We start from the raw sequence: 21,193 nt of genomic DNA, 5'->3' as shown, positions 1-21,193 counted from the left end.
CCTATCCTGAAGCCGACGCTTGCCAACCTGGAAGGACCGGCCATGGACTCCGACGAAACCCAGCACCTGCTCCCGAACGGGGACACGGCCTGGGTGCTGTCCACCGCCGCCGCCTCCGAGAACCTTGGCAACCTGCTCAGGTTGTACCGCTCGGGCAACGCCGAACCGTTGATCTTCGGCGACGCGGGCCGGCCCGAAGCCGTGATCATCCCCTTCGAGGTCTGGCAGGCCCTCGTCGAGACCAGCACCGACGCCGAGGGCTTCGACGCCAGCTACTCCGTCGCCCGTCACCGCCTGAAGAACCCCGGCGGCCCCTCGGTGCCACTCGAAGACGTGGCCGCCGAGCTCGGCTGGGACCTCGACGACGACACCGACGACTCCGAGTTCCGCAAGCCGACATGACGCAGTACCGCCTCCTGATCAGCCGTGAGGTGCTCCACCAGCTCCGCACCCTCGAACAGGCGGCCAAGACCCAACAGCCCGGCGGCCTCCGCGCCCGCGAGTACCGCGCCCTCCGCGCCGGCCTCCGTGCCCTCGCCAACGGCGACGAAGCCGCCTTCGACGGCAAGCGCCTCGGCTTCAAGACCCACGACCTCAGCGACTGCGCCGAGATCAAGCTCCCCGTCATCCCCGAGTCCCGCGGAGACAGAGCCCTCGGACCGTCGCACCGCTTGATCTACCGCGAGTTCACACCGGACGACGACGGCCCGCCGTACCGCGAGGTGCTCTGCTTCGAACACCGCGGCAACGACCGACCCTTCGAGGTTGCGGCCCAACGCCTCGGCCGCGAAACCGGCAAGCGGCTCAACCTGTTGCGAGGTGTCGCCGACCAACGCCCCGGCCCAGTACGCCAACCACTCCCACTCGACCTGGCCCGAGCCCTCAAAGGCCTCGCCTCTCCCCGCGGAGCGACCACCCCGTCAGGAGCCCTCCACCCGAGCGCAGCTTCGCACGCCGTACGACGCCCACCCGAACCTCTTCGAGACCGCTGACCGCCCTACTGCGGCCCGATCTCCCAAAGCCGCTCGTTCGGCAACGGCCGCACCGGTGCCCCATCACCCGGCACCGCCTCGTTCGTCACCTGCAAGCCGGCGAACCGTCGTTCCATCGCCTTCGCGTACCGCTCGGCCAGGGTTGCCTCGGCACGGTAGTCGGCGATCACGTGGTTCCCGAACCAGACCCGGACCCATCTCTGCTCGACACTCGTCACGATTCCTCCTCAAGCCCAGCCGCTCTCAGTATCAGCAGCCGTCGGCAACTCGGAGGAGGGCGAACCGCTGTCGGAAACCGGCATGGCAGAAACCGGACGTCCGACCAGCCAGTACGGCGCCGGGCCGATCCCGATCCGTCATCTTGTCGGTGCGGTCTGGCAAGCTCTCCGCGTGGGGGTGACGGGATGAAACCAGGGATCTACGACGCACTCGTGACGCAGGGATTGCTCGAAGCATTGCGGCAATCCGATGACGTCACATCCAGCACCGGTAAGGTCGACGACGCCGATCAGCCGGAAGTGCTGTCGCGACACCTGCGGGAGGCCGTTCTTCGCGTTCTCCAATCGACCCGTGACGAGGCAAAGCGACTCGTCATCGTCAATGATTTGCTCAGCCAGTTGGCACAGCACGCAGATGCGCTTCCCGAGCCGCCACTTGAGCGGCTCCTCTCGGTCGGCGAGGCGGCCGGCCCCGGCGTGCAGTCGGTCGCATTGACCAGGCCGACCACACCGCTGTCGGATGCCGCGCTGCTGACCAACGCTCACGGGGAACCTGCACTAGGTACCGAACTCCGCGCCGAAATCGACTCGTCCAATGAAGTCGACCTTCTCTGCGCCTTCGTCAAGTGGCACGGGCTGCGGGTACTTGAGCCTGAGTTGCAACGTCTGCGGCTGCGGGGCGCGCCGTTGCGCGTCATCACCACGACGTACATGGGCGCCACCGATCGACGAGCGCTCGACCGGCTCGTTCAAGACTTCGGCGCAGAGGTCAAGGTGCAGTACGACGCACTCCGGACCCGGCTGCACGCCAAGGCTTGGCTTTTCCGCCGCGCGACCGGCTTCGATACGGCGTACGTCGGTTCCTCGAATCTCTCCCGCGCTGCACTGCTGGACGGCGTCGAATGGAATGTCCGGCTTTCCAGGATCGGCACGCCGAGCCTGCTCAACAAGTTCGCGGCCACGTTCGACACCTACTGGAACGACCCGAGCTTCGAAACCTACGATCCCGAACGCGACCGGGATCGTTTGGACGATGCACTCGCTCATTCCCGGCGGGACAAGACCGCGCAGCAAGGCACGGTGTCGCTGGCAGGACTTGAGGTACGACCTCGCGCGTATCAGGCAGAGATGTTGGAGACGCTCGACACCGAGCGCACAGTTCACGATCGGCACCGAAATCTCGTAGTCGCGGCGACCGGTACCGGCAAGACGGTGATCGCCGCCCTCGATTACCGCAGGCTCAAGGAAGCGGCCGAGAGCCAGGGCCAGCCCGCTCCATCACTGCTCTTTGTCGCTCATCGGCGGGAGATTCTGCAGCAATCGCTCCGAACGTATCGCGAGGTTCTGAGCGACGCCTCGTTCGGCGAATCGTTCCACTCTGGATCGCGTCCCGAGCGGTGGCGGCACGTCTTTGCCTCGATCCAATCCCTCTCCGTCGATGACGTCACAGCGATGCCTCGCGATGCGTTCGACATCGTGGTGGTCGACGAGTTCCATCATTCGGCCGCGAAGACCTATCGGACACTGTTGGAGCACCTGCAGCCACGCGAACTTCTCGGTCTGACGGCGACACCGGAACGCACGGACGGTTTCGATGTCCAGACGTACTTCGGCGGCCGGACCGCGGTGGAGCTCCGGCTCTGGGATGCGCTCGCTGACGATCTGCTCTGCCCGTTCCACTATTTCGGCATCGCCGACGGCACGGACCTCGCCGGATTGGATTGGAAGCGCGGTCGGTACGACGACAGCCAGCTCAGCGAGCTCTACACCGGCAACAGCGCCCGCGCTCGCATCGTCTTGCGTGAAGTTCGCGACAAGATCACCGATGTCCAGCGGATGCGCGGGCTGGGGTTCTGCGTCTCCGTCGCGCACGCGGAGTACATGGCTCGCGTCTTCACCGAGGCTGGCATCCCGGCCAAGGCAGTGTCGGGGCAGACGTCATTGGCCGAACGCGAGCAAGCCCTCGCGGATCTGAAGGCCCGCCGGGTGAACGCGCTCTTCGCAGCCGACCTCTTCAACGAGGGTCTGGATCTGCCAGAGGTCGACACTGTGCTGTTCCTGCGGCCAACCGAGAGCCCCACGATCTTTCTTCAGCAACTCGGCCGAGGCCTGCGACAGGCGCGGGGTAAGCCTGTGCTGACTGCGCTCGACTTCGTCGGCCACCAGCGCAAAGAGTTCCGCTTCGATCGGCGGTTCCGAGCGCTGACCGGCGATACCCGTCGTGGACTCGAGAAGCAGGTCGAGCGGGGCTTTCCGTTCCTCCCGTCCGGCTGCCAGATCATTCTCGACAAGGTCGCGCAACAAGCAGTGCTCGACAACATTCGCTCGCAGATCGGTAGCCGGTGGAAGGATCTGGTCACCGAACTGCGGGACCACGGCGACCAGACGTTGCCGACGTTCTTGGCTGAGACTGGCGTCGAGCTCAGTGACGTTCTGCGCCAGGGCACCCCACAGCGGACGTGGACGACGTTGCGCAGGGATGCGGGCTTGCCGACTCGCGCCGGAGGCGATTCCACGCTACTCAGACGTGTTCGCGCGCTAGCCCATGTAGATGACGTTGAGCGGACTCAGGCCTATCGCAGGCTCATCCTCGACGGAGCACCGCCGTACGACGAACTCGACGAATCCGAGCAGGGCTACGCACGGATGTTGTTCTTCTCGCTCTGGCCCAACGGCGGCGGCTACTCGTCGTACCAGGAAGGCTTTGAAGCGCTCCGCGGCGAAGAAGCGGTGCGCGACGAGTTGTTGGAGATCATCGACTACGCGATGGACCAGGCTCGGCATCGCGCCCAGGCTCTGGCCGGCCCGCTTCGGCGATTGAGCTTGCGAGTGCACGCCCGCTATCAACGGGAGGAGATCCTCGCGGCGCTCAACCACGCGAGCCTGAAACAGCCGCCGAGCAACTTCCGCGAAGGGGTGCTGGCCTTGAAGGAGCCCTCGACCGATGCGTTCTTCGTGACCTTGAAGAAGTCCGAGGCGGATTACTCGCCGACCACGATGTACCAGGATTACGCAATCAGCCCCGAGCTCTTCCACTGGGAGTCGCAAAGCACGACGTCGGTCTCGTCCTCAACGGGTCAGCGCTACTTGAATCACCTCGAACGCGACTCGAACATCCTGATCTTCGCGCGGATGCACAAGAAGAGTGACCTCGGTACCGCGCCGTACCTGTTCCTCGGGCCGGCGACGTATACGGGCCATACCGGTGATCGACCGATCGCCATTACGTGGAAACTCCACTATCCGATGCCCACGGATGTGTTCCAGGCGGCCTCAGTGGTCGCCTGACCTGCACTCAGAAGCTCGACCGATCACACTGTGCGGATTCTTCTGTTGGAAGTCTGAGCCGAAGCCACGCAGGGTGGGAGGCATGGACTTTACTCAGCTTGGGCGGACGGGACTGAAGGTCAGTCGGATCGTGTTGGGGACGATGAACTTCGGGCCTCACACGAGCGTGGAGGACTCCCACGCGATCATGGATGCGGCGCACGAGAAGGGGATCAACTTCTTCGACACCGCGAACGGGTACGGGCGGGCGATCTACCCGGGGCGGACCGAGGAGATCATCGGGGAGTGGTTCGCGAAGGACCCGGTGAAGCGGCACAAGACGGTGCTGGCGACCAAGGTCTACGGGGACATGGGCGAAGGGTGGCCGAACGAGGGGAAGCTCAGCGCGCTGAACATCCGGCGCGCGCTGGACGCTTCGCTGAAGCGGCTGCAGACCGACTACATCGATCTCTACCAGTTCCACCACGTGGACCGGGAGACGCCGTGGGAGGAGATCTGGCAGGCGATCGAGGTCGCGATCCAGCAGGGCAAGATCCTGTACGCCGGGTCGTCGAACTTCGCCGGCTGGCACATCGCGCAGGCCCAGGCGGCCGCCGAGAAGCGCAACTTCACCGGGCTGGTCAGTGAGCAGTCGATCTACAACCTGATCGTGCGCGACGTCGAGCGCGAGGTGCTGCCGGCCGCGGAGTACTACGGCCTCGGCGTCATCCCGTGGTCGCCGCTGCAGGGTGGGCTGCTCGGCGGCGTGATCCGCAAGGACACCGAGGGCGTACGCCGCCTCGAGGGCCGCGCGAAGGAGACCGTCGAGCGTCTCCGTCCGCAGATCGAGGCCTACGAGTCGTTCGCCGACGAGCTCGGCACGCAGCCGGGCGACCTCGCGCTGGCCTGGCTGCTGCACCAGAAGGCGGTCACCGGCCCGATCGTGGGTCCGCGGACGATGGAGCAGCTGGAGTCCGCCGTACGGGCGGTCGACCTGAAGCTCGACGAGAAGGCGCTGGCCCGACTCGACGAGATCTTCCCGGGGTACAAGACCTCCCCGGAGGACTACGCCTGGTAGGCATCACGCCTGGCACAGGTCTGCGCATCGGGTCGTTCGCCGAGAGATCGGTGGGCGACCCGATGCCGCGTCCGAGCGGCAGAGCGGCGTACGGCGTACTAAGTGCGTGTGGTTGGGAGCATCCCGATCAGGGCGTCCGCGGTGAGGCTGGCTGCCGGGCTGGTCGGGACGGCAACTGAGACCTGCCAGGCCGAGGCGGAGTTGGGTTTGAGGGGGACGGTTTTGTGGTCGCCTCGTTTGGCGGCGATTCGTTCGGGGACGAGGGCCACGCCCAGGTCGTGAGCGACCAGGGCCAGGAGGGTGTGGACGTCGTTGACCTCGATAGTGACGGGGTGAGCGACGTTGGCGGCGGCGAAGGCGTGGTCGGAGATGGCTCGGGCGCCCCAGGTGCGGTCGAAGTCTACGAAGGACTCGCCGGCCAGGTCTTGGAGGGAGACTTCCGCGGCGCCGGCGAGGCGGTGGTCGGGGGCGCAGACGAGGACCATCGACTCGGTGGAGAGGGGGCGGAGGTCCAGGCCGTCTACTGGGTGGCCGGCGGTGGCGACGAAGGCTACGTCGAGGCGGCCGGAGGCGAGTTCGTCGAGCATGGGGGTGGAGCCTGCTTGGCGGACCTCGATTTCCACGCCGGGGTAGGCGGAGCGGAACTTCGCGAGGAGGGCCGGGACGTCGACGACGCCTAGGCATTGTTCTAGGCCGACGGTGAGGTGGCCTCGGACCAAGCCTTGTACGGCGGCGACCGCGTCGCGGGCTGCCTCGGCTGCGGCGAGGGTGCGGCGGCCTTCGCAGAGGAGGGCTCGGCCGGCTTCGGTGAGCTCGACGCTGCGGGTGTTGCGGACGAACAGGGAGGCGTGGAGTTCGCGTTCGAGGGCGCGGATCGACGCGGACAGGCCCGACTGGGAGATCGACATCACCTCGGCGGCCCGGGTGAAGTGCTTCTGCTCGGCGACGGCGATGAAGTGTTCGAGGTGGCGCAGCTCCATGACTCAGAAGTTTAGTCGATGGATGGCAATCGATTGACCGGTCGCGTGTTTGACGATCCAATCAGAACCGCACGTACGCCGTACGGTCGCGCCCGGGGTTGTAGATCGAGACGACGCGGCGGCCTTCGAGGTCGCTGACGCGGCGGGCCTCGCGGAGTGCGGCGTCGCGGTCGGCGAGCCGGGTGGTGACGTCCAGGTAGCACTGGCCGGAGGACGGGTTGAGCCAGGTGCCGAGCCAGGTGCCAGCGGTCTCGCAGACGGCGCGGTTGTGGTCGATGAAGGTTGCGAGCTCGGCCGCGAGGTGGTGCTGGTCGACGATCGCGGTTCGCGAGGGGTGTCTTGGGAAGTACCAGTAGTCGGCCGGGGGCACGAAGGAGAGAGTGGTGAGGTCGAAGGTCGCGCCGCCTGTGGTCAAGGTGCGAGTGGTGATGCGGTGGATGGCCTCGGTCGGGATCGGTTGCAACGGCGGCTCCTCCCCGTGAACGGCTGGCCGGCGCTTCGGCAGGGTAGCTGAGCAGAACCGTCGTACCGGCTGGGTAGGGTGTGCGCATGGCGGATGAGGAGTTTCGGGTTGTTGTCGAGCTCGGGAACGATGAGCACGGGCTGACGTTCTGGGAGCGGTTGCGGGCGCTGGATCTGGACGACGACGCGCGCAAGCGGCTCGGGCGGCAGGTGACGGTGACGCGGGACGGGAACCGGATGCTGCTCTACACGCACACGCTCGAGGACGCGCAGGAGGCGGAGCGCACGGTGAAGGAGCTCGTCGCGGACGACGAGCTGAGCGCGGAGTACACGGTGACGCGCTGGAACGCGGGGCAGCAGGAGTGGACCGACCCGAGTGTCCCGGAGGGCGCGCACACGCCGGCCGAGGACGCCGCGAAGAACGCGGACATGGAGGTTCCGGACCCGCGGTACGTGGTGATGCAGGCCTACAAGCCGGAGTTCCTGCGCGACCTCGGGCTCTGATCGGCAACGGTTCGGTGACGGGTGCGGGAACGACCGCGCCCGCGAACCTCTCCACGCACTAGCGTTCAGCGAGCGCGCGGTCACGGCGAGGCTTCCGCCCTGGACGGCCCCTGTCTGCGACGCTGATCGTCTGAGGAGAGGGGAATCCGTGGCGCGTCGTCGTGGTCTTCTGGCTGGAGTACTGGTGCTGGGCGTGGTGCTGAGCGGCTGCACGGACGTCGCCGCGGAGGAGCCTGCGAAGACACCCTCCAGTACGCCGACAGCCACGCCGACCGGTACTCCGACAACCAGCGTCCCGACGACCACCCCCACCGGCGCCCCGACAAACACGCCGACCACCGCGCCGACGCCGACCCCGACCACCAAGCCCACGGTCAAACCGACCGCCGCGGTCAACTACCCCCTCGAGGTCGAGAAGCGCCTGGCCGCCTGGGGCTACCCGGTCGGCGACGTCGACGGCGAGATCACCGCGCGCACCAAGCAGGCGCTGTGCGCGTGGCGCGAGACCAACGGCCTCCCGATCAACCGCGAGCGGCTCACCACCGCCGACGTCCGATCGGTGCTGCTGGCAAAGAACCGCCCCGCCCCGACCAAGCCGGCCGGCATCTACGTCAACAAGACCTGCCAGGTCCTCTACCAGGTCGTCAACAACACCTACCGCCGCATCGTCTGGGTCTCGACCGGTGCCCCCGGCTACGACACCCCGAACCGCACCGGCAAGGTCTGGCGCAAGTGGGCCGGCGCGCACGAGAGCAGCCTGTACGACGACGCGTACATGTACGACTCGATCTACTTCCTCAAGGACCGCCCGGGCATCGCCCTGCACGGCTCCCGCTCGAACAGCCTGATCAAGACCTACCCGGCCTCGCACCGCTGCGTCCGGGTGATGCGGCCGCAGATCCGCCAGATCTTCAAGGAGACGAAGATCGGCACGACGGTCTCGGTGTACGGCCAGTACTGAGCTCGTTGACCGCGCTCCGAGCCGTCGGCTAGCGTTGCCGGAGCGCGGCCGGGGCCGCGTCGAGACTCGCCGGCAGGCTGGAAGCCACCCCGCCCCAAGTGGTTGTCGCTCCCCTTGTGGCCCGTGCGAGTCCGGGCGCGAGAGGACGCGCGATGCGATTTCTGCCGGACAAGCCAAGTCTCGGGTTCCTGCGCAAGGAGGCCAAGGACCTGCTGGCCGCGCTGCGCGAGTCACGTCCCGGTACGTCGTTGACCGAGGCCCAGCAGGCCTTGGCGATCGAGTACGGCGTACGGGACTGGGCCGCGCTCAGGTCGGAGGTCGAGCGGCGGGCGGCCGACGTACCCAAGCCGCCGGACGGGCTGGCCGATGCGCTGGCGGCGGCGTTCGGGCTGGGTCGGGTGAGCGGCGAGGTCTCCCCCGTCTCGCTGACGCCGATGGGTCGCTGCTGGTCGATCACGACGGACCGCGGGCGCTGGCTCGCCGTCACGGTGTACCCGTGGATCACGAACGAGCAGGCCGAGATCGGGACGCGCTTGCGGGACGCGGCGGTCGCCCGCGGAGTCGCCGCACCGACGCCGGTGCGGAGCCCCGCCGGGCGGTTGATCGACAGCGTGCGGGAGCAGAGCTGGCGGGTGCACGAATGGATCGAGGTCGGGCCGTCGCCGGTCAGCCCGACGCCGACTGGGGTCGCGCGAGCTGTTGGTACGACGTACGGGATCTTGCACTCGTTGGCGATTCCGAGTGCGACGCCGGTCAATCCGTACCTGACGGCTCGCGGGGACGATGCGCAGTGGGACGACCTGGTCGCGCATGCGCGGCGAGCCGGGAAGCCGTGGGCTGACGAGTTGGCGGCGCTGTTGCCGATCGTCGGCGAGCTGCGCACGATCGAGGCGTCTCTGGACGGCGATCTGATCCTGTGCAACTGCGTCGTGATCCCCGAGAACGTCCGGATCGGGCATCACGACGAGCTCGTCGTCACGGAGTGGGACTTCGCTGGCTCGCTCACCGTCGAGCAGGAGCTGGGGGCTGCGCTCGGGCACTGGGCGCTGCGTCCGGAGCTCAACCGTACGGCGCTCGCGGGCTTCCGCGAGGGGTACGTCGATGCCACGGGCAACTGGCCCGACCTGGAGCTGTCGTCGTTCGTGGTCGGTGTCACGGGGTGGCTGAACTGGACGTACAACACGGTGTGCGAGGCGATCGATCCGTCCGATCCCGATCGGACGGCGTTCATCGACCACGAGGTCGCCGATCTGCTGGCCCGGCCGATGACCCGTAGGGGCCTGCAGCAACTGCTCGAGGGCTAGCGGCGAAGCTGAACAAGATGCGTCGACCGGTCAATTGGTCGGCGTACCTGCCTCAGGTTCGTCCTCAATCGCTGCCTGGATCGCATCCCAGTACGCCGCCAACTCGTCGGCAGACGCCGCAAGGTCGGCTGCCCGCACCCAGGGGAACTTGGTGACAGCCGTCTCGTCATCGGCGGGGAGCTTGTCCGAGAACGTCGCCGAGCGCCGCAGAGCCGCGAGAACCCGCTGTGCCCGAACGTCCGAGCCGCGCTTGATGGCGGCAACGTTGACCGACAGTATCGGCTCGTCCGCATCCGCGTACACGGAAACCACCGACCTGCGTTTCCCATCCTGTGGGTAGTAGATCCCCGCAGACGGCACCGGCCCCGACCCTCCATTGACTACAGCGCCTCGATCCTTGGCGTGTGCAAGAACGCTTTCGACGAACTGCCGGGCCTTGCTGTCCCCGATCTGAGAGATCGCCTCGTCGAGCTCCCCACGCGTCCATCGGCGCTTCACGCCGGCGACCCGATCCCGGCGTTCGGCAACCTCCGCTCCGTACGTACGCGGAACAAGAACCTGGCTGTCCCCGGCCAGCACACGACCGAGCTCCAGCGCGATGATGGTGACGGTCTCGGCGAGGTGGAGATTCAGGTACTCGACGATCGCTCGCAGTTCGGTGGTGATCTGATCCACCACGATGATCAGCCGGAACCGGCCCTTCGCCAGCGTCTTCGTCAGCTCGACCTCGAAGTCCTCGACGGAGAAGTCCGGCCCTGCCGCCTCCGTGATCACGTCCGCCAGAGAGCGGCCACATCGGCCGGCGAACTCCTGCCCGAACTCTGCTCGCGACATCTCGCTCATCCCGCTGGCATACGCAAAGATCTGGCCCACGACCGAGCGCCTGATCTCCGGGTTCTTCGCGAGCTTGCACTCGACCAGGCTGATCGCACCGGTGTCATGCACACACACCAGATCCACCGCACCCACGCTCGGGATCCGGAACTCGGTGACTACTACTGCGCCCTCACATCCCGGCATCAACTCAGGTGAGTCGCACAACACCTCCTGCAACTCTGCCTCAGAGGCCCACGACGTCAAGGTCGCCGGAGTCCACTTTCCCTCACCCCTGACCAACACAACCATTGCCGCTCCCCCTGGTTGTTCGTACCCGGATGCTAGTTCCTGAACTAGAGGATCGGCCAGGCTGTCGGGAAGGTTGATTCCAGCCACGTCGCCAGGTTCAAGGCGGCGTGGTCCTGGAATCGTGGGGCGGCGATCTGGAGGCCGATCGGGAGGCCGGTGGTGGTGCGGCCGCAGTTGACGGTGAGGGCCGGGTGGGTGGACATGTTGTACGGGACGGTGAAGGCGATGTGCTCGAAGGGTTCGAGCGGGTTGCCGGTCGGGTAGGCGAGGTCGGCGGGGAACGCGGCCATGGGGGCGACCGGGGAGATGATGAAGTCGTACGCCGCGAAGGCCTGGTCGACTGCGGTTGCCATGGTTTGCATTTGTGAGTAGCCGTGGAAGACGTCGTACTGGGTGAGGGTGGCTGCGGTGCTGGTCCACTCCTGGATGGCGGGGAGGACTTTCGCGCGACGGGCCTCGGGGAGGGCGGCGAGGTCGGCGGCGGAGCGGACGCGCCAGAAGTGGTCGAGGCCGTCGAGCATTCCCCTGGTAATGATGGGTGCGATCTCGGTGATGGTGGCGCCGGCTGATTCGAGGGTGTGGGCGGCGTTGGTGACGGCGGCGGTGATCTCGGGGTGGACGGGGAGGCCTGGGCCGGCGTTCAGGAGGAGTGCGACGTTGAGATTCCTCAGGTCGAGCTCGGTGTCGTCGACGGTGAGCGGCGGGAGCGACGTGTGGTCTCGGCGGTCGGGACCTGAGAGGACCTCCAGGGCGAGGGCGGCGTCGGCCGCCGTACGGGTGATCGGGCCGATTGCCCTGCCGGGGTAGGGGTTTCCGACGGCGATGCGGCCGTGGGTCGGTTTGAGGCCGACGACTCCGCACCAGCCGGCGGGCAGGCGGATCGAGCCGCCGATGTCGGTGCCGAGGTGAATCGGGCCGTACCCGGCAGCGGCCGCCGCGGCCGCGCCCGCGCTGGATCCGCCTGGGGTTTTGGTGAGGTCCCAGGGGTTGCGCGCGAGGTGGTGGAAGGTGCTGACGCCGGACGACAGCATGCCGTACTCCGACATGGTCGTCTTGCTGAAGATCACCGCGCCGGACGCGCGGAGGCGGGCCGCCGCGGGGTGGTCCTCGGGGGCCGGGACCAGCTCGGTGGCCGCGGTGCCTTGCGGGACGGGCGTGCCCTGGGTGGCGATGTTCTCCTTCACCGTGACCGGTACGCCGTCGAGCGGGCCGGCCGGTTCGCCTCGGCGGTAGCGGTCCTCGGCGTCGGTCGCGGCCTTGCGGGCGCGGTCGGGGTCGAGCGCGTACGTCGCGCAGAGGCGCGGCTCGACGGCCTCGACGCGGGACAGCACGTCCTCGATCACCTCGACCGGTGAGAGATCGCCCGCGCGGTACCGCGCGACGAGTTCGGTGGCGGTCAGGTCGGCGAGGCTCATCAGCGGTCTCCGTCAGTTCGGGGGGGTGAAGCGGTCTCCGTCAGTTCGGGGGGTGAAGCGGTCTCCGTCAGTTCGGGGGGTTGAAGCGGCCGTCGACCGCGGTCCAGCCGGCGTCCACGTGCAGGACCGAACCGGTGACGAAGGAGGCCGCGTCGGAGGCGAGGAACACCACGGCGCCGGCGAGTTCGTCCGGGGTGGCCCAGCGGTTGAGGGCGCTCTTGGCGGCGTACGCGTCGTACCAGGGTTGATTGGCTTTGATCTGCTCGGTGAGAGGGGTCTCGACGACGCCGGGGGCGATGGCGTTGACGCGGACGCCGGCTGGACCGAGCTCGGCGGCGGCGGTGCGGAGGAGTTGGACGAGGCCGGCTTTGGTTGCTGCGTAGACCGATTGGCCTGGTTCGACGGTGGTCGCGCGGATGGAGCTGAAGCCGATGATGCTGCCGCGGCCGCGGTCGGACATCTGCTTGCCGAAGGCCCGGATCAGGTCGAAGGAGGCGCGGAGGTTGAGGGCGACCACGCGGTCGAACTCCTCGCCGGTGTAGTCGAGGATGCGCTTGCGGACGTTCGTGGCGGCGGTGAAGACGAGGATGTCGACGGGGTCGAGGGTTTGGGCGGCGGTGGTGATGGCTGCTGGGTCGAGGACGTTGAGCTCGTACGGCGTGAGCGCGGGTGGTTGCGGTGGCGGGGTGGGGCGGCTGGATGGGGTGGTGGCGCTCGGCGCGGGGGTGGCGCCAGGTGTGAGGTTGCCTAGGGCAACCGTCTGTTCGGCGGCGGGGAGGTCGCGGTCGGCGCAGGTGACGCGGGCGCCGTGGGCGGCGAGGGCGAGGGCGGACTCGCGGCCGATGCCGCTGCCGGCGCCGACGACCAGGGCGTGCCGGCCGTCGAGGCGGAACAGGTTCGCGTAGTCGTGCGGCACGGGGCCTCCCGGGGTCGGTGGGTCAGGGCATCTGGTCGGTCGTCAGGGCGGCTGCGGGGTCGGGGCGGGTCAGAGGGTCGGGCGGATGATGGCCATGCGGGTGGTGGTGAGTTCTTCGATGGCGAAGCGGGGGCCCTCGCGGCCGGTACCGGAGTCCTTGACGCCGCCGTACGGCATCACGTCGGAGCGGAAGCCGGGGACCTCGTTGATGACCACTCCCCCGACCTCGAGCTGGTCTATCGCGGCGAAGGCGGTCGCGAGCGAGGCGGTGTAGACGGCGGCGTGGAGGCCGTAGCGGGTGTCGTTGACGACCTGGAACGCGGTCTCGACGTCGGGGACCGAGCGGATCGCGATCACCGGACCGAAGATCTCCTCGTCCCACGCCTGCTGCCCGTGCGGGAGATCGAGGAGGACAGTCGGGCCGACGATCGGGCGACGGCGTATGGCGGGGGCCGGGGCGGCGGTCGGCTCGTCGGCGGGGGCAGCCGTCAGCTGATCGGCAGTCGCGGTCGTCACGTCCGGTGGGTCAGCGGGTGGCTGGTCGGGGGTGCTGGGGAACGTGGTCTGGTGGGCGAGGGTGGCGCCGGCGGCGAGGGCTTCTTCGATCCACGTCGCCACGCGCTGGGTGGAGCGTTCGTCGATCAGGGCCGAGACCTGGGTGGTGGGGTCGCGGGGGTCGCCGACCTTGATCGCGTTGAGGCGGGGTTTCAGTTCGGCGAGGAAAGCCGAGCGGACCGACTCGACGACGATCACGCGCTGGACGCTGATGCAGGCCTGGCCGGAGGCGTAGTAGCCGCCTCGTACTACGGCGTCGGCTGCCGCCGCGAGGTCGGCGTCTTCGGCGACGACGAGTGCGGAGTTGGAGCCGAGTTCGAGGAGGACCTTGGTGGGGGCGGCGTCGCGGGCGATCTGGTGGCCTACGGCGGCTGAGCCGGTGAAGGAGACCGCGCCGATGCGGCGGTCGGTGGTGAGGGTGGCGCCGACGTCGACTCCGCCGGTGACCAGCTGTACGGCGTACGGCGGAGCGCCTGCGGCGACGAGGGCTTCGCGGATCAGGTGGACCAGCCAGAGGGTGGCGAGTGGGGTTTGGGGTGCAGGTTTGACGATAACCGGGCAGCCGGCGGCCAGGGCGGGGGCGATCTTGTGGGCGGCGAGGAGGAGGGGGTAGTTGAAGCCGGTGACGCCGATGACGACGCCGATCGGTTTGCGGACCCAGAAGCCGATCAGGTTCTCGCCGCTCGGGAGGAGGTCGAGGGGGACGGTCTCGCCGTGCAGGCGGGCGACCTCCTCGGCGGCGGTCTGGAGGGTGAGCAGGGTGCGGTCAAGTTCGACCTGGCAGTCGACGCGGGGTTTGCCGGTTTCGAGGATCAGGAGGTCGATGAAGTCGTCGCGGCGTGCGGAGAGCGCGGAGAGCGCTCCCTGAAGGGCTGACCTGCGGGTATGCGACGGGAGGCGGGCGATCTCGGAGCGCGCGGAGAGCGCGATCTCGAGGGCCTGGGTGGCTAGGGCGGGGGTGCCGACGGGGGCGTGGGCGACGAGGGAGCCGTCGTACGGGAAGTGGACGGGGGCGGTGGTGGGGGTGGTGAGCCAGGTGTCGCCGATGGGGAGGCCGGAGGGGAAGGCGGGGATGACGTGCGGCGGGGAGGCCGGCGTACCGGGGACCGAGGCCGGGGAGCCCGGTACGGAATCTGGAGTGGTCATTTGGGGGCTCCCTTCGGGAGGAGGTCTTGGGGGGTGGCGCCGGCGAGGGCCTTGGGGAGAGTCGGGATGGCGGCGACGAGGCGGCGGGTGTACGGGTGGCGGGGGGCGGCGTAGACCTCGCCGGTGGTGCCGGTTTCGACGATTTCGCCGGCGTGCATGACGGCTACGCGGTCGCAGACGTGCTTGACGACCGAGAGATCGTGGGAGACGAAGACGAGGGTGAGGTCGAGCTCGTCGACGAGGTCGGAGATCAGGTTGAGGACCTGGGCGCGGACCGAGACGTCGAGGGCGCTGACTGGTTCGTCGGCGATGAGGATCTTGGGGTTGGGGGCCAGGGCGCGGGCGATGGAGATGCGTTGGCGCTGGCCGCCGGAGAACTGGTGCGGGTAGCGGTCGCCGGCGTCTGCTGAGAGGCCTACTGCGTCGAGGAGTTCGCGGACTCGGGCGGAGGATGCGGGGTGGCCCTGGACGACTAGGGGTTCGGCGATGATGTCGCGGACGCGCATCCGGGGGTCGAGGGAGCTCATCGGGTCCTGGAAGACGAGCTGGAGGTTCTCGCGGAGGAAGCGGAGGCGGCGTTCGGGGAGGCCGGTGATGTCTTTGCCGTCGACAACTACTTTGCCGGAGGTGGGGCGGTCGAGGGCGGCGATGATGCGGAGCAGCGTCGACTTGCCGCAGCCGGATTCGCCGACGATGCCGAAGCGTTCGCCGGGGTGGACGTCGAGGGAGACACCGCGGAGGGCGTGGACGACTTCGGCGCGTTTCAGGAGAGAGGTGCGGGGGCGGGGGTAGTCGCGGGTGACGTCGGTGATGCGGATGAGGGGCTCGACGGGCTGAGGAAGGCGAGTCAGCTCAGGCATCGGGGCCTCCTCGGGGGGTGTGCGGTGGTTGCGGTTTCTGGTGATGCGGCCGGGGAGGTCGTGGGGGCGAGGTCCGCTGCGGCCGGAAGGACGAGAAGAGTGTTGGGGAGTGGCGAAAATGTGCTGGCCGGCGTCGGGGGCGCTGCGGGCGGGAGCGGGTCAGGCATCGCTGACCCCCGCGGGATGGTGGGAGGCGTCGCCCGCGGGGTGGTGGCAGGCGTAGCCGGCGTGGCGGTCGCCGGTCCAGGAGGGCGCGTCGGCGCAGAGGTCTGTGGCGTGGGTGCAGCGGGTTCGGAAGACGCAGCCGGTGGGGAAACGGCCGGCGGCGGGGACGGTGCCCTGGATGGTGGGGAGGCGGCGGCGGGCCGGTTCGGAGGTGGTGACGGGGCCGGAGTCGGCGGATTCCAGGTCCGACGCTGCGAGGAGGCCTTGGGTGTAGCGGTGGTGGGGGTTGGTGAAGACCTGGTGGACGGGGCCCGATTCGACCACTCGGCCGCCGTACATGACGAGGACTCGTTGGCAGGTGGTGGCGACGACGGCCAGGTCGTGGGTGATGAAGAGGAGGGCCGCGTCGCGGGCGGTGACGCCTTGGAGAATGAGGTCGAGGACCATCGCCTGGACGGTGACGTCCAGGGCGGTGGTGGGCTCGTCGCAGATCAGGAGGGCGGGGTCGTTCGCGAGGGCGATGGTGAGGACGACGCGTTGGCGTTGGCCGCCGGAGAGTTGGTGGGGGTAGGCGCGGGCGACGTCGGTGAGCTCGACGCGGTTGAGGAGGTCGACGGCAGCGGCTCGGGCGGTACGGCGGGTGGTGCGGGTGCGGTGGATGAGCATCGTCTCGGCGACCTGGTCGACGATCCGCATCGTCGGGTTCAGGGCGGTCATCGGTTCCTGGAAGACCATCGCGAGGTGGTTGCCGCGGATACGGGACAGGCGGCGTTCGTCGGCGGCGATCAGGTCGTGGTCGACGCCGGCGAGGCGGACGGAGCCGGTCGCGGTGACGTCGTCGGGGAGCAGGCCGAGCAGCGAGAGCGCGGTCAGGGACTTGCCGGAGCCGGACTCGCCGATCAGGCCGACGCGCTCCCCCGGGCCGACCGTCAGGTCGACGTCGCTGACCAGTTGCAGGTCGCGGACGGACACGGTGAGGCCGCTGACCGTCAGTACGTCGGGAGCCGCCGGCTCCGAGGGCGTGCGGACGGGCGTGTCCGCGGGGCTGCTCATCGGCGGTCCTCCAGCTTGGGGTCGAAGTGGTCGCGCAGGCCGTCGCCGAGGAGGTTGAAACCCAGCACAGCCAAGGCGATCGCGATGCCGGGGAAGACCGCGAGGCGCGGCGCGGTGAAGAGGAACTCCTGGGATTCCTGCAGCATCCGCCCCCACGACGGCGTCGGCGGCGGGGTGCCGTAGCCGAGGAACGACAGCGCCGCTTCGGCCAGTACGGCGATCGCGAACGAGACCGAGGCCTGGACGGTGATCAGGCTGACCACGTTCGGCAGCACGTGCCGCACGGCGATCGGGAACGGACGGCGGCCAGCGGCACGCGCGGCCAGCACGTACTCCGTGCGCATCACCTGCAGCCCGCCGCTGCGGATCACGCGGACGAAGCTCGGGACGGTCGCGATGCCGATGGCAACCATCGCGGTCAGGGTGCTGGCACCGAAGACCGCGCCGAACATGATGGCCAGCAGCAACGCCGGGAAGGCGAGCAGCAGGTCGTTCGCGCGCATCACCAGCTCGCTCGACCAGCGGCGAGTCATCGCCGCGAGGATGCCGAGCGGTACGCCGATCACGGCGGCGACGCCGACGGCGACCAGGCCGACGAAGAGCGTGGTCCGGGAGCCGACCATCAGCTGGCTGAAGATGTCGCGGCCGAACTTGTCGGTGCCGAGCCAGTGCGACCAGGACGGCAGCTGCAGGCGGCCGGCCGGGTCGACGAGCGTCGCGTCGTACGGCGTCCAGACGAACGAGACCAGAGCCAGCAGAACGATCACGAGGACGATGAAGCCGCCGACGAGGAGACTCGGGTTCCACCGGCGACGGCCGCCGACGGCGCGGCCGACCGGGCCGAGCGCGGCGCTCATCGGCTCACCCGCAGGCGCGGGTCGAGGACGACGTACAGGAGATCGACCAGGAAGTTCACGACCAGTACGGCGACCACCAGCACCATCACTACGCCCTGGACGAGCAGCAGATCGCGGTTGGAGACGCCGTCGAGCAGGAGGCTGCCGAGGCCGGGGATGACGAAGACGCGTTCGACGACGACGGCGCCGATCAGCAGCGTCGCGAGCTGCAGGCCGAGGACGGTCACGACCGGTACGGCGGCGTTGCGCAACCCGTGCCGCCACAGCGCGCGAAAGGGCCGCAGCCCCTTGGCGCGCGCGGTGCGCAGGTAGTCCTCACGGAGTACGTCGAGGACGGCGCTCCGCACGTACCGAGTCAGGACAGCGCCTTGGACGAGGCCGAGCGAGAGCGCGGGCAGGATGAGCTGGCGCAGGAACATCCCCGGGTCCTCGGCCGGTGGCGTCCAGCCGTTCGCGGGGAGCCAGCCGAGCTTCACGGCGAAGAGCATGATCAGCAGAATCCCGGCCAGGAAGGCGGGGACGGCGACGCCGACCTGTGAGATCGCGGAGAGCGCGAACCCGGAGATCTTGCGGTGCCGCGCGGCCATCACCGTCCCGGCCGGCGCCGCGACGAGCAGCGCGATCACCATGCCGGTCACCACCAGCCAGAGCGTGACCTGGAACCGGTCGGTGATCTGCGGCCCGATCTCCGCCTTCGAGATGTACGACGTACCGAAGTCGCCGTGCAGCAGCCCGGTCAGCCAGTCGACGTACTGGGTCGGCAGCGGCCGGTCGAGCCCGAACTGGCGGCGCAGCTCGGCGACCGCGTCGTCGGAGGCGTTCACGCCGAGCGCGACCCGCGCGGGGTCGCCCGGCAGCACGGCCAGGAACGCGAACACCAGCACCGAGCTGACCGCGAGGCTGACCAGCAGCACCGCGGTCCGCGAGACCAGCCGCAGGATCATCGCGGCCTCCGCGCGGGGCGGCGCCGCTCACGCCCGCAGACCCGCAGTTCAGCGATCATCGCGACACCGGTCGCAGGGTCATCGCGACAGCGTGGACAGGTCGAGCGACTCGGTGATCGCGTTCTGCGGCAGGCCCTTCAGGTCCTTGTCGGCGACCATCAGGTTCGGGATCAGGAACAGCCAGTCCGCGGCCGCCTGCTCCGACAACCGGCGCGCCGCCTTCTTCATCTCGGCGATCTGCGTCGCCTCGTCACCGGCATCGGCCGCGGCCAGCTCCTGCTGCAGCGTCGGGTCGTCGTACCGGGTGTAGTACTTCGCGTTGAAGACGGCTCCGAGGTCGCGCGGTTCGACGTGCGCGATGATCGACATGTCGTAGTCGGCGTTCTTCAGGACGGCGGTCAGCCAGGCCGCCGGGAACTCGAGCTGGTCGATCTGCACCTTCAGCCCGGCCTGCTCCAGCTGGCTCTTCACCACCTGCCCGCAAGAGGTTGCGTAAGGCAACGTTGGCAGCCGCAACCGAAGACTCTTGCCGGTGGCACCAGCTGCCTGCAGCAACGACTTCGCCTTGTTCAGGTCGTACGGCGCGACGCCGGTCAGGTCCTCGTACCAGGGATCGGTCGGCGGCACCATCGACCCGATCAGCTTGCCGCGGCCCGCCCAGCAGGTGTCGAGCAGCGCCTTGTGATCGATCGCCGACCGGATCGCCTGCCGAACCCGGATATCGCTCAGCGGCGCCTTCGCGTTGTTGAACGACAGCAGCACCTCGCCGTTGGTCGTGCCCTCGATCACCTGGTACTTGTCGTTGCTGGTGAACTGGCTGAGCGCCTCCGGCGCCTGCACGGTGCCGACCACGTTGATGGTTCCGGTGAGCAGCGCGTTGTTCAGCGCCGTCGGGTCCTTGAAGTACTTCAGCGTCACCTGGCCGAAGTACGGCTTGGTCCCCCAGTACGCGTCGTTGCGCTGCAGCACGATCGAGTCGCCGCGCTTCCAGGAACCGAACTTGTACGGGCCGGTGCCGACCGGCTCTGTGGCCAGCTTGTCGACGCCGGTCTTGGAGAACATCGCGCCGATCCGGGTCGTCATCCGGAACAGCCAGTCGTTGCTCGGCTTGGCCAGCGTCACCTGGAGCTCGGTCGGCGACACCGCCTTCGCGGTCTGCACCACGTCCATCGCGGCCTTCAGCGACGTCGTCCACGCCGTCTTCACCCGGTCGATGCTGAACACCGCGTCGTCGGCGGTGAAGGCCTGCCCGTTGGTGAACTTCGCGTTGTCGACCAGCGTGAACACGTAGGTCTTCCGGTCGGCCGAGACCGTCCACGACTTGGCCAGGTCCGGGACGATCTTGCCGGTCTCGTCCTGCTTGACCAGGCCGTTGTAGACGTTGCCGAGCAGCGCCTGCGGGATCGCCGCACCGTCGGTGGTGGTGAAGTCCAGGCTGGCCGGCTCGGCGACCAGCCCGATCGCCAGCGACTGGTCCGCGCCGGGCGAGCCCGACCCCGAGGAGGAGCCGGAACCGGCCGAGCAGGCCGCGACCGCCAGCAGCGTGGCCGAACCGAGCAGCGCGACCACGGGGGTGAGGTAGGACTTCACGCAGGAGCTCCTGAACTGGTCGGACAGTGTGGCCCCCTAGTCTGCCGCGCGGCGCGCGGCAGGCTCGGAGGCACGCCCTCGGGCAAACCGGTTCACCAGGGTTGTCCGACCGTCAGGAGGTGTCAAGGACCTTCCGGCCGTACGCCGTACGGCCCGACGCTGGTCAGGTGTCGTGTTCCACCACGCGGACCCTCGGGACCTTCAGCTCCTTGCGCGCCCGGGTGGTCCAGTCCGAGCAGACGAACCGGGCCGCGGTCTCCGGCCAGGCGACCACGACCACCTCCTGACTCTTCGTGCTGTTCACCAGGGTGCGCAGCGCGAGCAGGATCTCGCCGTGCGTGATCGAGACGTTCACGGTGCCCGGGTTGCGGCCGCGCAGCCGGCGCGAGCTGTGCTCGATCACCGACGCGAGGTCGTACTGCGGGTCCGCGAGCGCGGTCGCCGTACCGGCTTGGGCGGCGGCACGGGACAGCCCCGCGACGTCGGCGAAGCTGGACCCGAGCAGGGCCATCGGCCCGGCGATGCCCTCGGTCGGATGGCTGGAGACGAGCAGGTGGTAGTCCACCGCGTCGTCGTGCCTCGCGTGCAGGGCGGCGACCCTTGCGGCGTCGCCCTCGCTCATCTCACGTTCGATGAGCACCACCACGTCGTAGCTCATGGTTGGCTCCCTTCGCCGACTCTTCCTTTGTACTCCGGTCCCGGGCCCACGTCGCCGCCGCACCGCGGCGCGTCACCGGAATGTGAAACTCCGCAACCTCGTCGCGACGCGACGCATCGGGGTGAGTGGGGCCCGTGCAGGTG

The 21,193-nt window shown here is 68.7% G+C and carries 20 protein-coding genes; 7 read left to right on the top strand and 13 right to left on the bottom strand.

What is annotated here, in order from left to right; all coding sequences use genetic code 11:
- The first annotated feature begins 42 nt into the window (after positions 1-42).
- Together AB0M01_RS11585 and AB0M01_RS11580 are read left to right on the top strand one after the other, a co-directional pair.
- Positions 43-402, top strand: a complete 360-nt coding sequence (locus AB0M01_RS11585) for a hypothetical protein (protein ID WP_363668195.1) — start codon at positions 43-45, stop codon at positions 400-402.
- Positions 399-992, top strand: a complete 594-nt coding sequence (locus AB0M01_RS11580; protein WP_363668193.1) for a hypothetical protein — start codon at positions 399-401, stop codon at positions 990-992. The genes AB0M01_RS11585 and AB0M01_RS11580 overlap by 4 nt, the downstream gene beginning before the upstream one ends.
- A gap of 5 nt (positions 993-997) precedes the next feature.
- On the opposite strand, the gene AB0M01_RS11575 is transcribed toward AB0M01_RS11580, so the two are convergent.
- A complete protein-coding gene (locus tag AB0M01_RS11575; protein ID WP_363668191.1) occupies positions 998-1,210 on the bottom strand; it encodes a hypothetical protein in 213 nt (70 codons plus the stop codon).
- 186 nt (positions 1,211-1,396) lie between these two features.
- Between AB0M01_RS11575 and AB0M01_RS11570 the strand changes: the two genes are divergently transcribed.
- Positions 1,397-4,498, top strand: a complete 3,102-nt coding sequence (locus tag AB0M01_RS11570; protein ID WP_363668189.1) for a DUF3427 domain-containing protein — start codon at positions 1,397-1,399, stop codon at positions 4,496-4,498.
- Between the two features lie 82 nt (positions 4,499-4,580).
- Positions 4,581-5,555: an aldo/keto reductase gene (locus AB0M01_RS11565; RefSeq protein ID WP_363668187.1), complete on the top strand. Its 975-nt coding sequence runs from the start codon at positions 4,581-4,583 to the stop codon at positions 5,553-5,555.
- A 98-nt stretch (positions 5,556-5,653) separates the two neighbouring features.
- On the opposite strand, the gene AB0M01_RS11560 is transcribed toward AB0M01_RS11565, so the two are convergent.
- Positions 5,654-6,535: a LysR family transcriptional regulator gene (locus tag AB0M01_RS11560; RefSeq protein ID WP_363668185.1), complete on the bottom strand. Its 882-nt coding sequence runs from the start codon at positions 6,533-6,535 to the stop codon at positions 5,654-5,656.
- 61 nt (positions 6,536-6,596) lie between these two features.
- Positions 6,597-6,998, bottom strand: a complete 402-nt coding sequence (locus tag AB0M01_RS11555) for a hypothetical protein (RefSeq protein ID WP_363668183.1) — start codon at positions 6,996-6,998, stop codon at positions 6,597-6,599.
- Positions 6,999-7,084: 86 nt separating this feature from the next.
- Between AB0M01_RS11555 and AB0M01_RS11550 the strand changes: the two genes are divergently transcribed.
- The 3 genes from AB0M01_RS11550 to AB0M01_RS11540 all read left to right on the top strand — a co-directional run bounded on the left by AB0M01_RS11550 (position 7,085) and on the right by AB0M01_RS11540 (position 9,766).
- The gene (locus AB0M01_RS11550) at positions 7,085-7,501 is read left to right on the top strand and encodes a hypothetical protein (protein WP_363668181.1); all 417 of its coding nucleotides are present in this window, start codon (positions 7,085-7,087) and stop codon (positions 7,499-7,501) included.
- A 148-nt stretch (positions 7,502-7,649) separates the two neighbouring features.
- Positions 7,650-8,462: a L,D-transpeptidase family protein gene (locus tag AB0M01_RS11545; protein WP_363668179.1), complete on the top strand. Its 813-nt coding sequence runs from the start codon at positions 7,650-7,652 to the stop codon at positions 8,460-8,462.
- Between the two features lie 152 nt (positions 8,463-8,614).
- Positions 8,615-9,766, top strand: a complete 1,152-nt coding sequence (locus AB0M01_RS11540; protein ID WP_363668177.1) for a hypothetical protein — start codon at positions 8,615-8,617, stop codon at positions 9,764-9,766.
- A 30-nt stretch (positions 9,767-9,796) separates the two neighbouring features.
- On the opposite strand, the gene AB0M01_RS11535 is transcribed toward AB0M01_RS11540, so the two are convergent.
- The 10 genes from AB0M01_RS11535 to AB0M01_RS11490 form a co-directional block, all read right to left on the bottom strand.
- Positions 9,797-10,978 carry a hypothetical protein gene (locus AB0M01_RS11535; protein ID WP_363668175.1) on the bottom strand — a complete coding sequence of 394 codons (1,182 nt, stop codon included), beginning with the start codon at positions 10,976-10,978 and terminating at the stop codon, positions 9,797-9,799.
- Positions 10,936-12,306: an amidase gene (locus AB0M01_RS11530; protein ID WP_363668173.1), complete on the bottom strand. Its 1,371-nt coding sequence runs from the start codon at positions 12,304-12,306 to the stop codon at positions 10,936-10,938. Before AB0M01_RS11530 ends, AB0M01_RS11535 begins: the two co-directional genes overlap by 43 nt.
- A gap of 67 nt (positions 12,307-12,373) precedes the next feature.
- A complete protein-coding gene (locus AB0M01_RS11525; RefSeq protein ID WP_363668171.1) occupies positions 12,374-13,222 on the bottom strand; it encodes an SDR family oxidoreductase in 849 nt (282 codons plus the stop codon).
- Between the two features lie 69 nt (positions 13,223-13,291).
- Positions 13,292-14,923 (bottom strand): aldehyde dehydrogenase family protein, encoded by a 1,632-nt coding sequence (locus AB0M01_RS11520; RefSeq protein WP_363668169.1) that lies wholly within the window; start codon positions 14,921-14,923, stop codon positions 13,292-13,294.
- Positions 14,920-15,783 (bottom strand): ATP-binding cassette domain-containing protein, encoded by an 864-nt coding sequence (locus AB0M01_RS11515; RefSeq protein WP_363668167.1) that lies wholly within the window; start codon positions 15,781-15,783, stop codon positions 14,920-14,922. The genes AB0M01_RS11520 and AB0M01_RS11515 overlap by 4 nt, the downstream gene beginning before the upstream one ends.
- A gap of 159 nt (positions 15,784-15,942) precedes the next feature.
- On the bottom strand, positions 15,943-17,001 hold the full coding sequence (locus AB0M01_RS11510; protein ID WP_363668165.1) for an ABC transporter ATP-binding protein: 1,059 nt from the start codon (positions 16,999-17,001) through the stop codon (positions 15,943-15,945).
- Positions 16,998-17,858 carry an ABC transporter permease gene (locus AB0M01_RS11505; protein WP_363668163.1) on the bottom strand — a complete coding sequence of 287 codons (861 nt, stop codon included), beginning with the start codon at positions 17,856-17,858 and terminating at the stop codon, positions 16,998-17,000. Before AB0M01_RS11505 ends, AB0M01_RS11510 begins: the two co-directional genes overlap by 4 nt.
- Positions 17,855-18,802, bottom strand: a complete 948-nt coding sequence (locus AB0M01_RS11500) for an ABC transporter permease (protein WP_363668161.1) — start codon at positions 18,800-18,802, stop codon at positions 17,855-17,857. The genes AB0M01_RS11505 and AB0M01_RS11500 overlap by 4 nt, the downstream gene beginning before the upstream one ends.
- Before the next feature lie 78 nt (positions 18,803-18,880).
- Complete coding sequence (locus AB0M01_RS11495) at positions 18,881-20,392, bottom strand: ABC transporter substrate-binding protein (protein ID WP_363668159.1); 1,512 nt, start codon at positions 20,390-20,392, stop codon at positions 18,881-18,883.
- A 163-nt stretch (positions 20,393-20,555) separates the two neighbouring features.
- On the bottom strand, positions 20,556-21,050 hold the full coding sequence (locus tag AB0M01_RS11490; RefSeq protein WP_363668157.1) for a hypothetical protein: 495 nt from the start codon (positions 21,048-21,050) through the stop codon (positions 20,556-20,558).
- Positions 21,051-21,193: the final 143 nt, after the last annotated feature.

Origin of the sequence: Kribbella sp. NPDC051770, from assembly GCF_040681455.1 — a bacterium.
Lineage (GTDB): Bacteria > Actinomycetota > Actinomycetes > Propionibacteriales > Kribbellaceae > Kribbella.
Note: the sequence above shows the minus strand (reverse complement) of the source record. Positions and strands in the feature narration are given on the sequence as shown.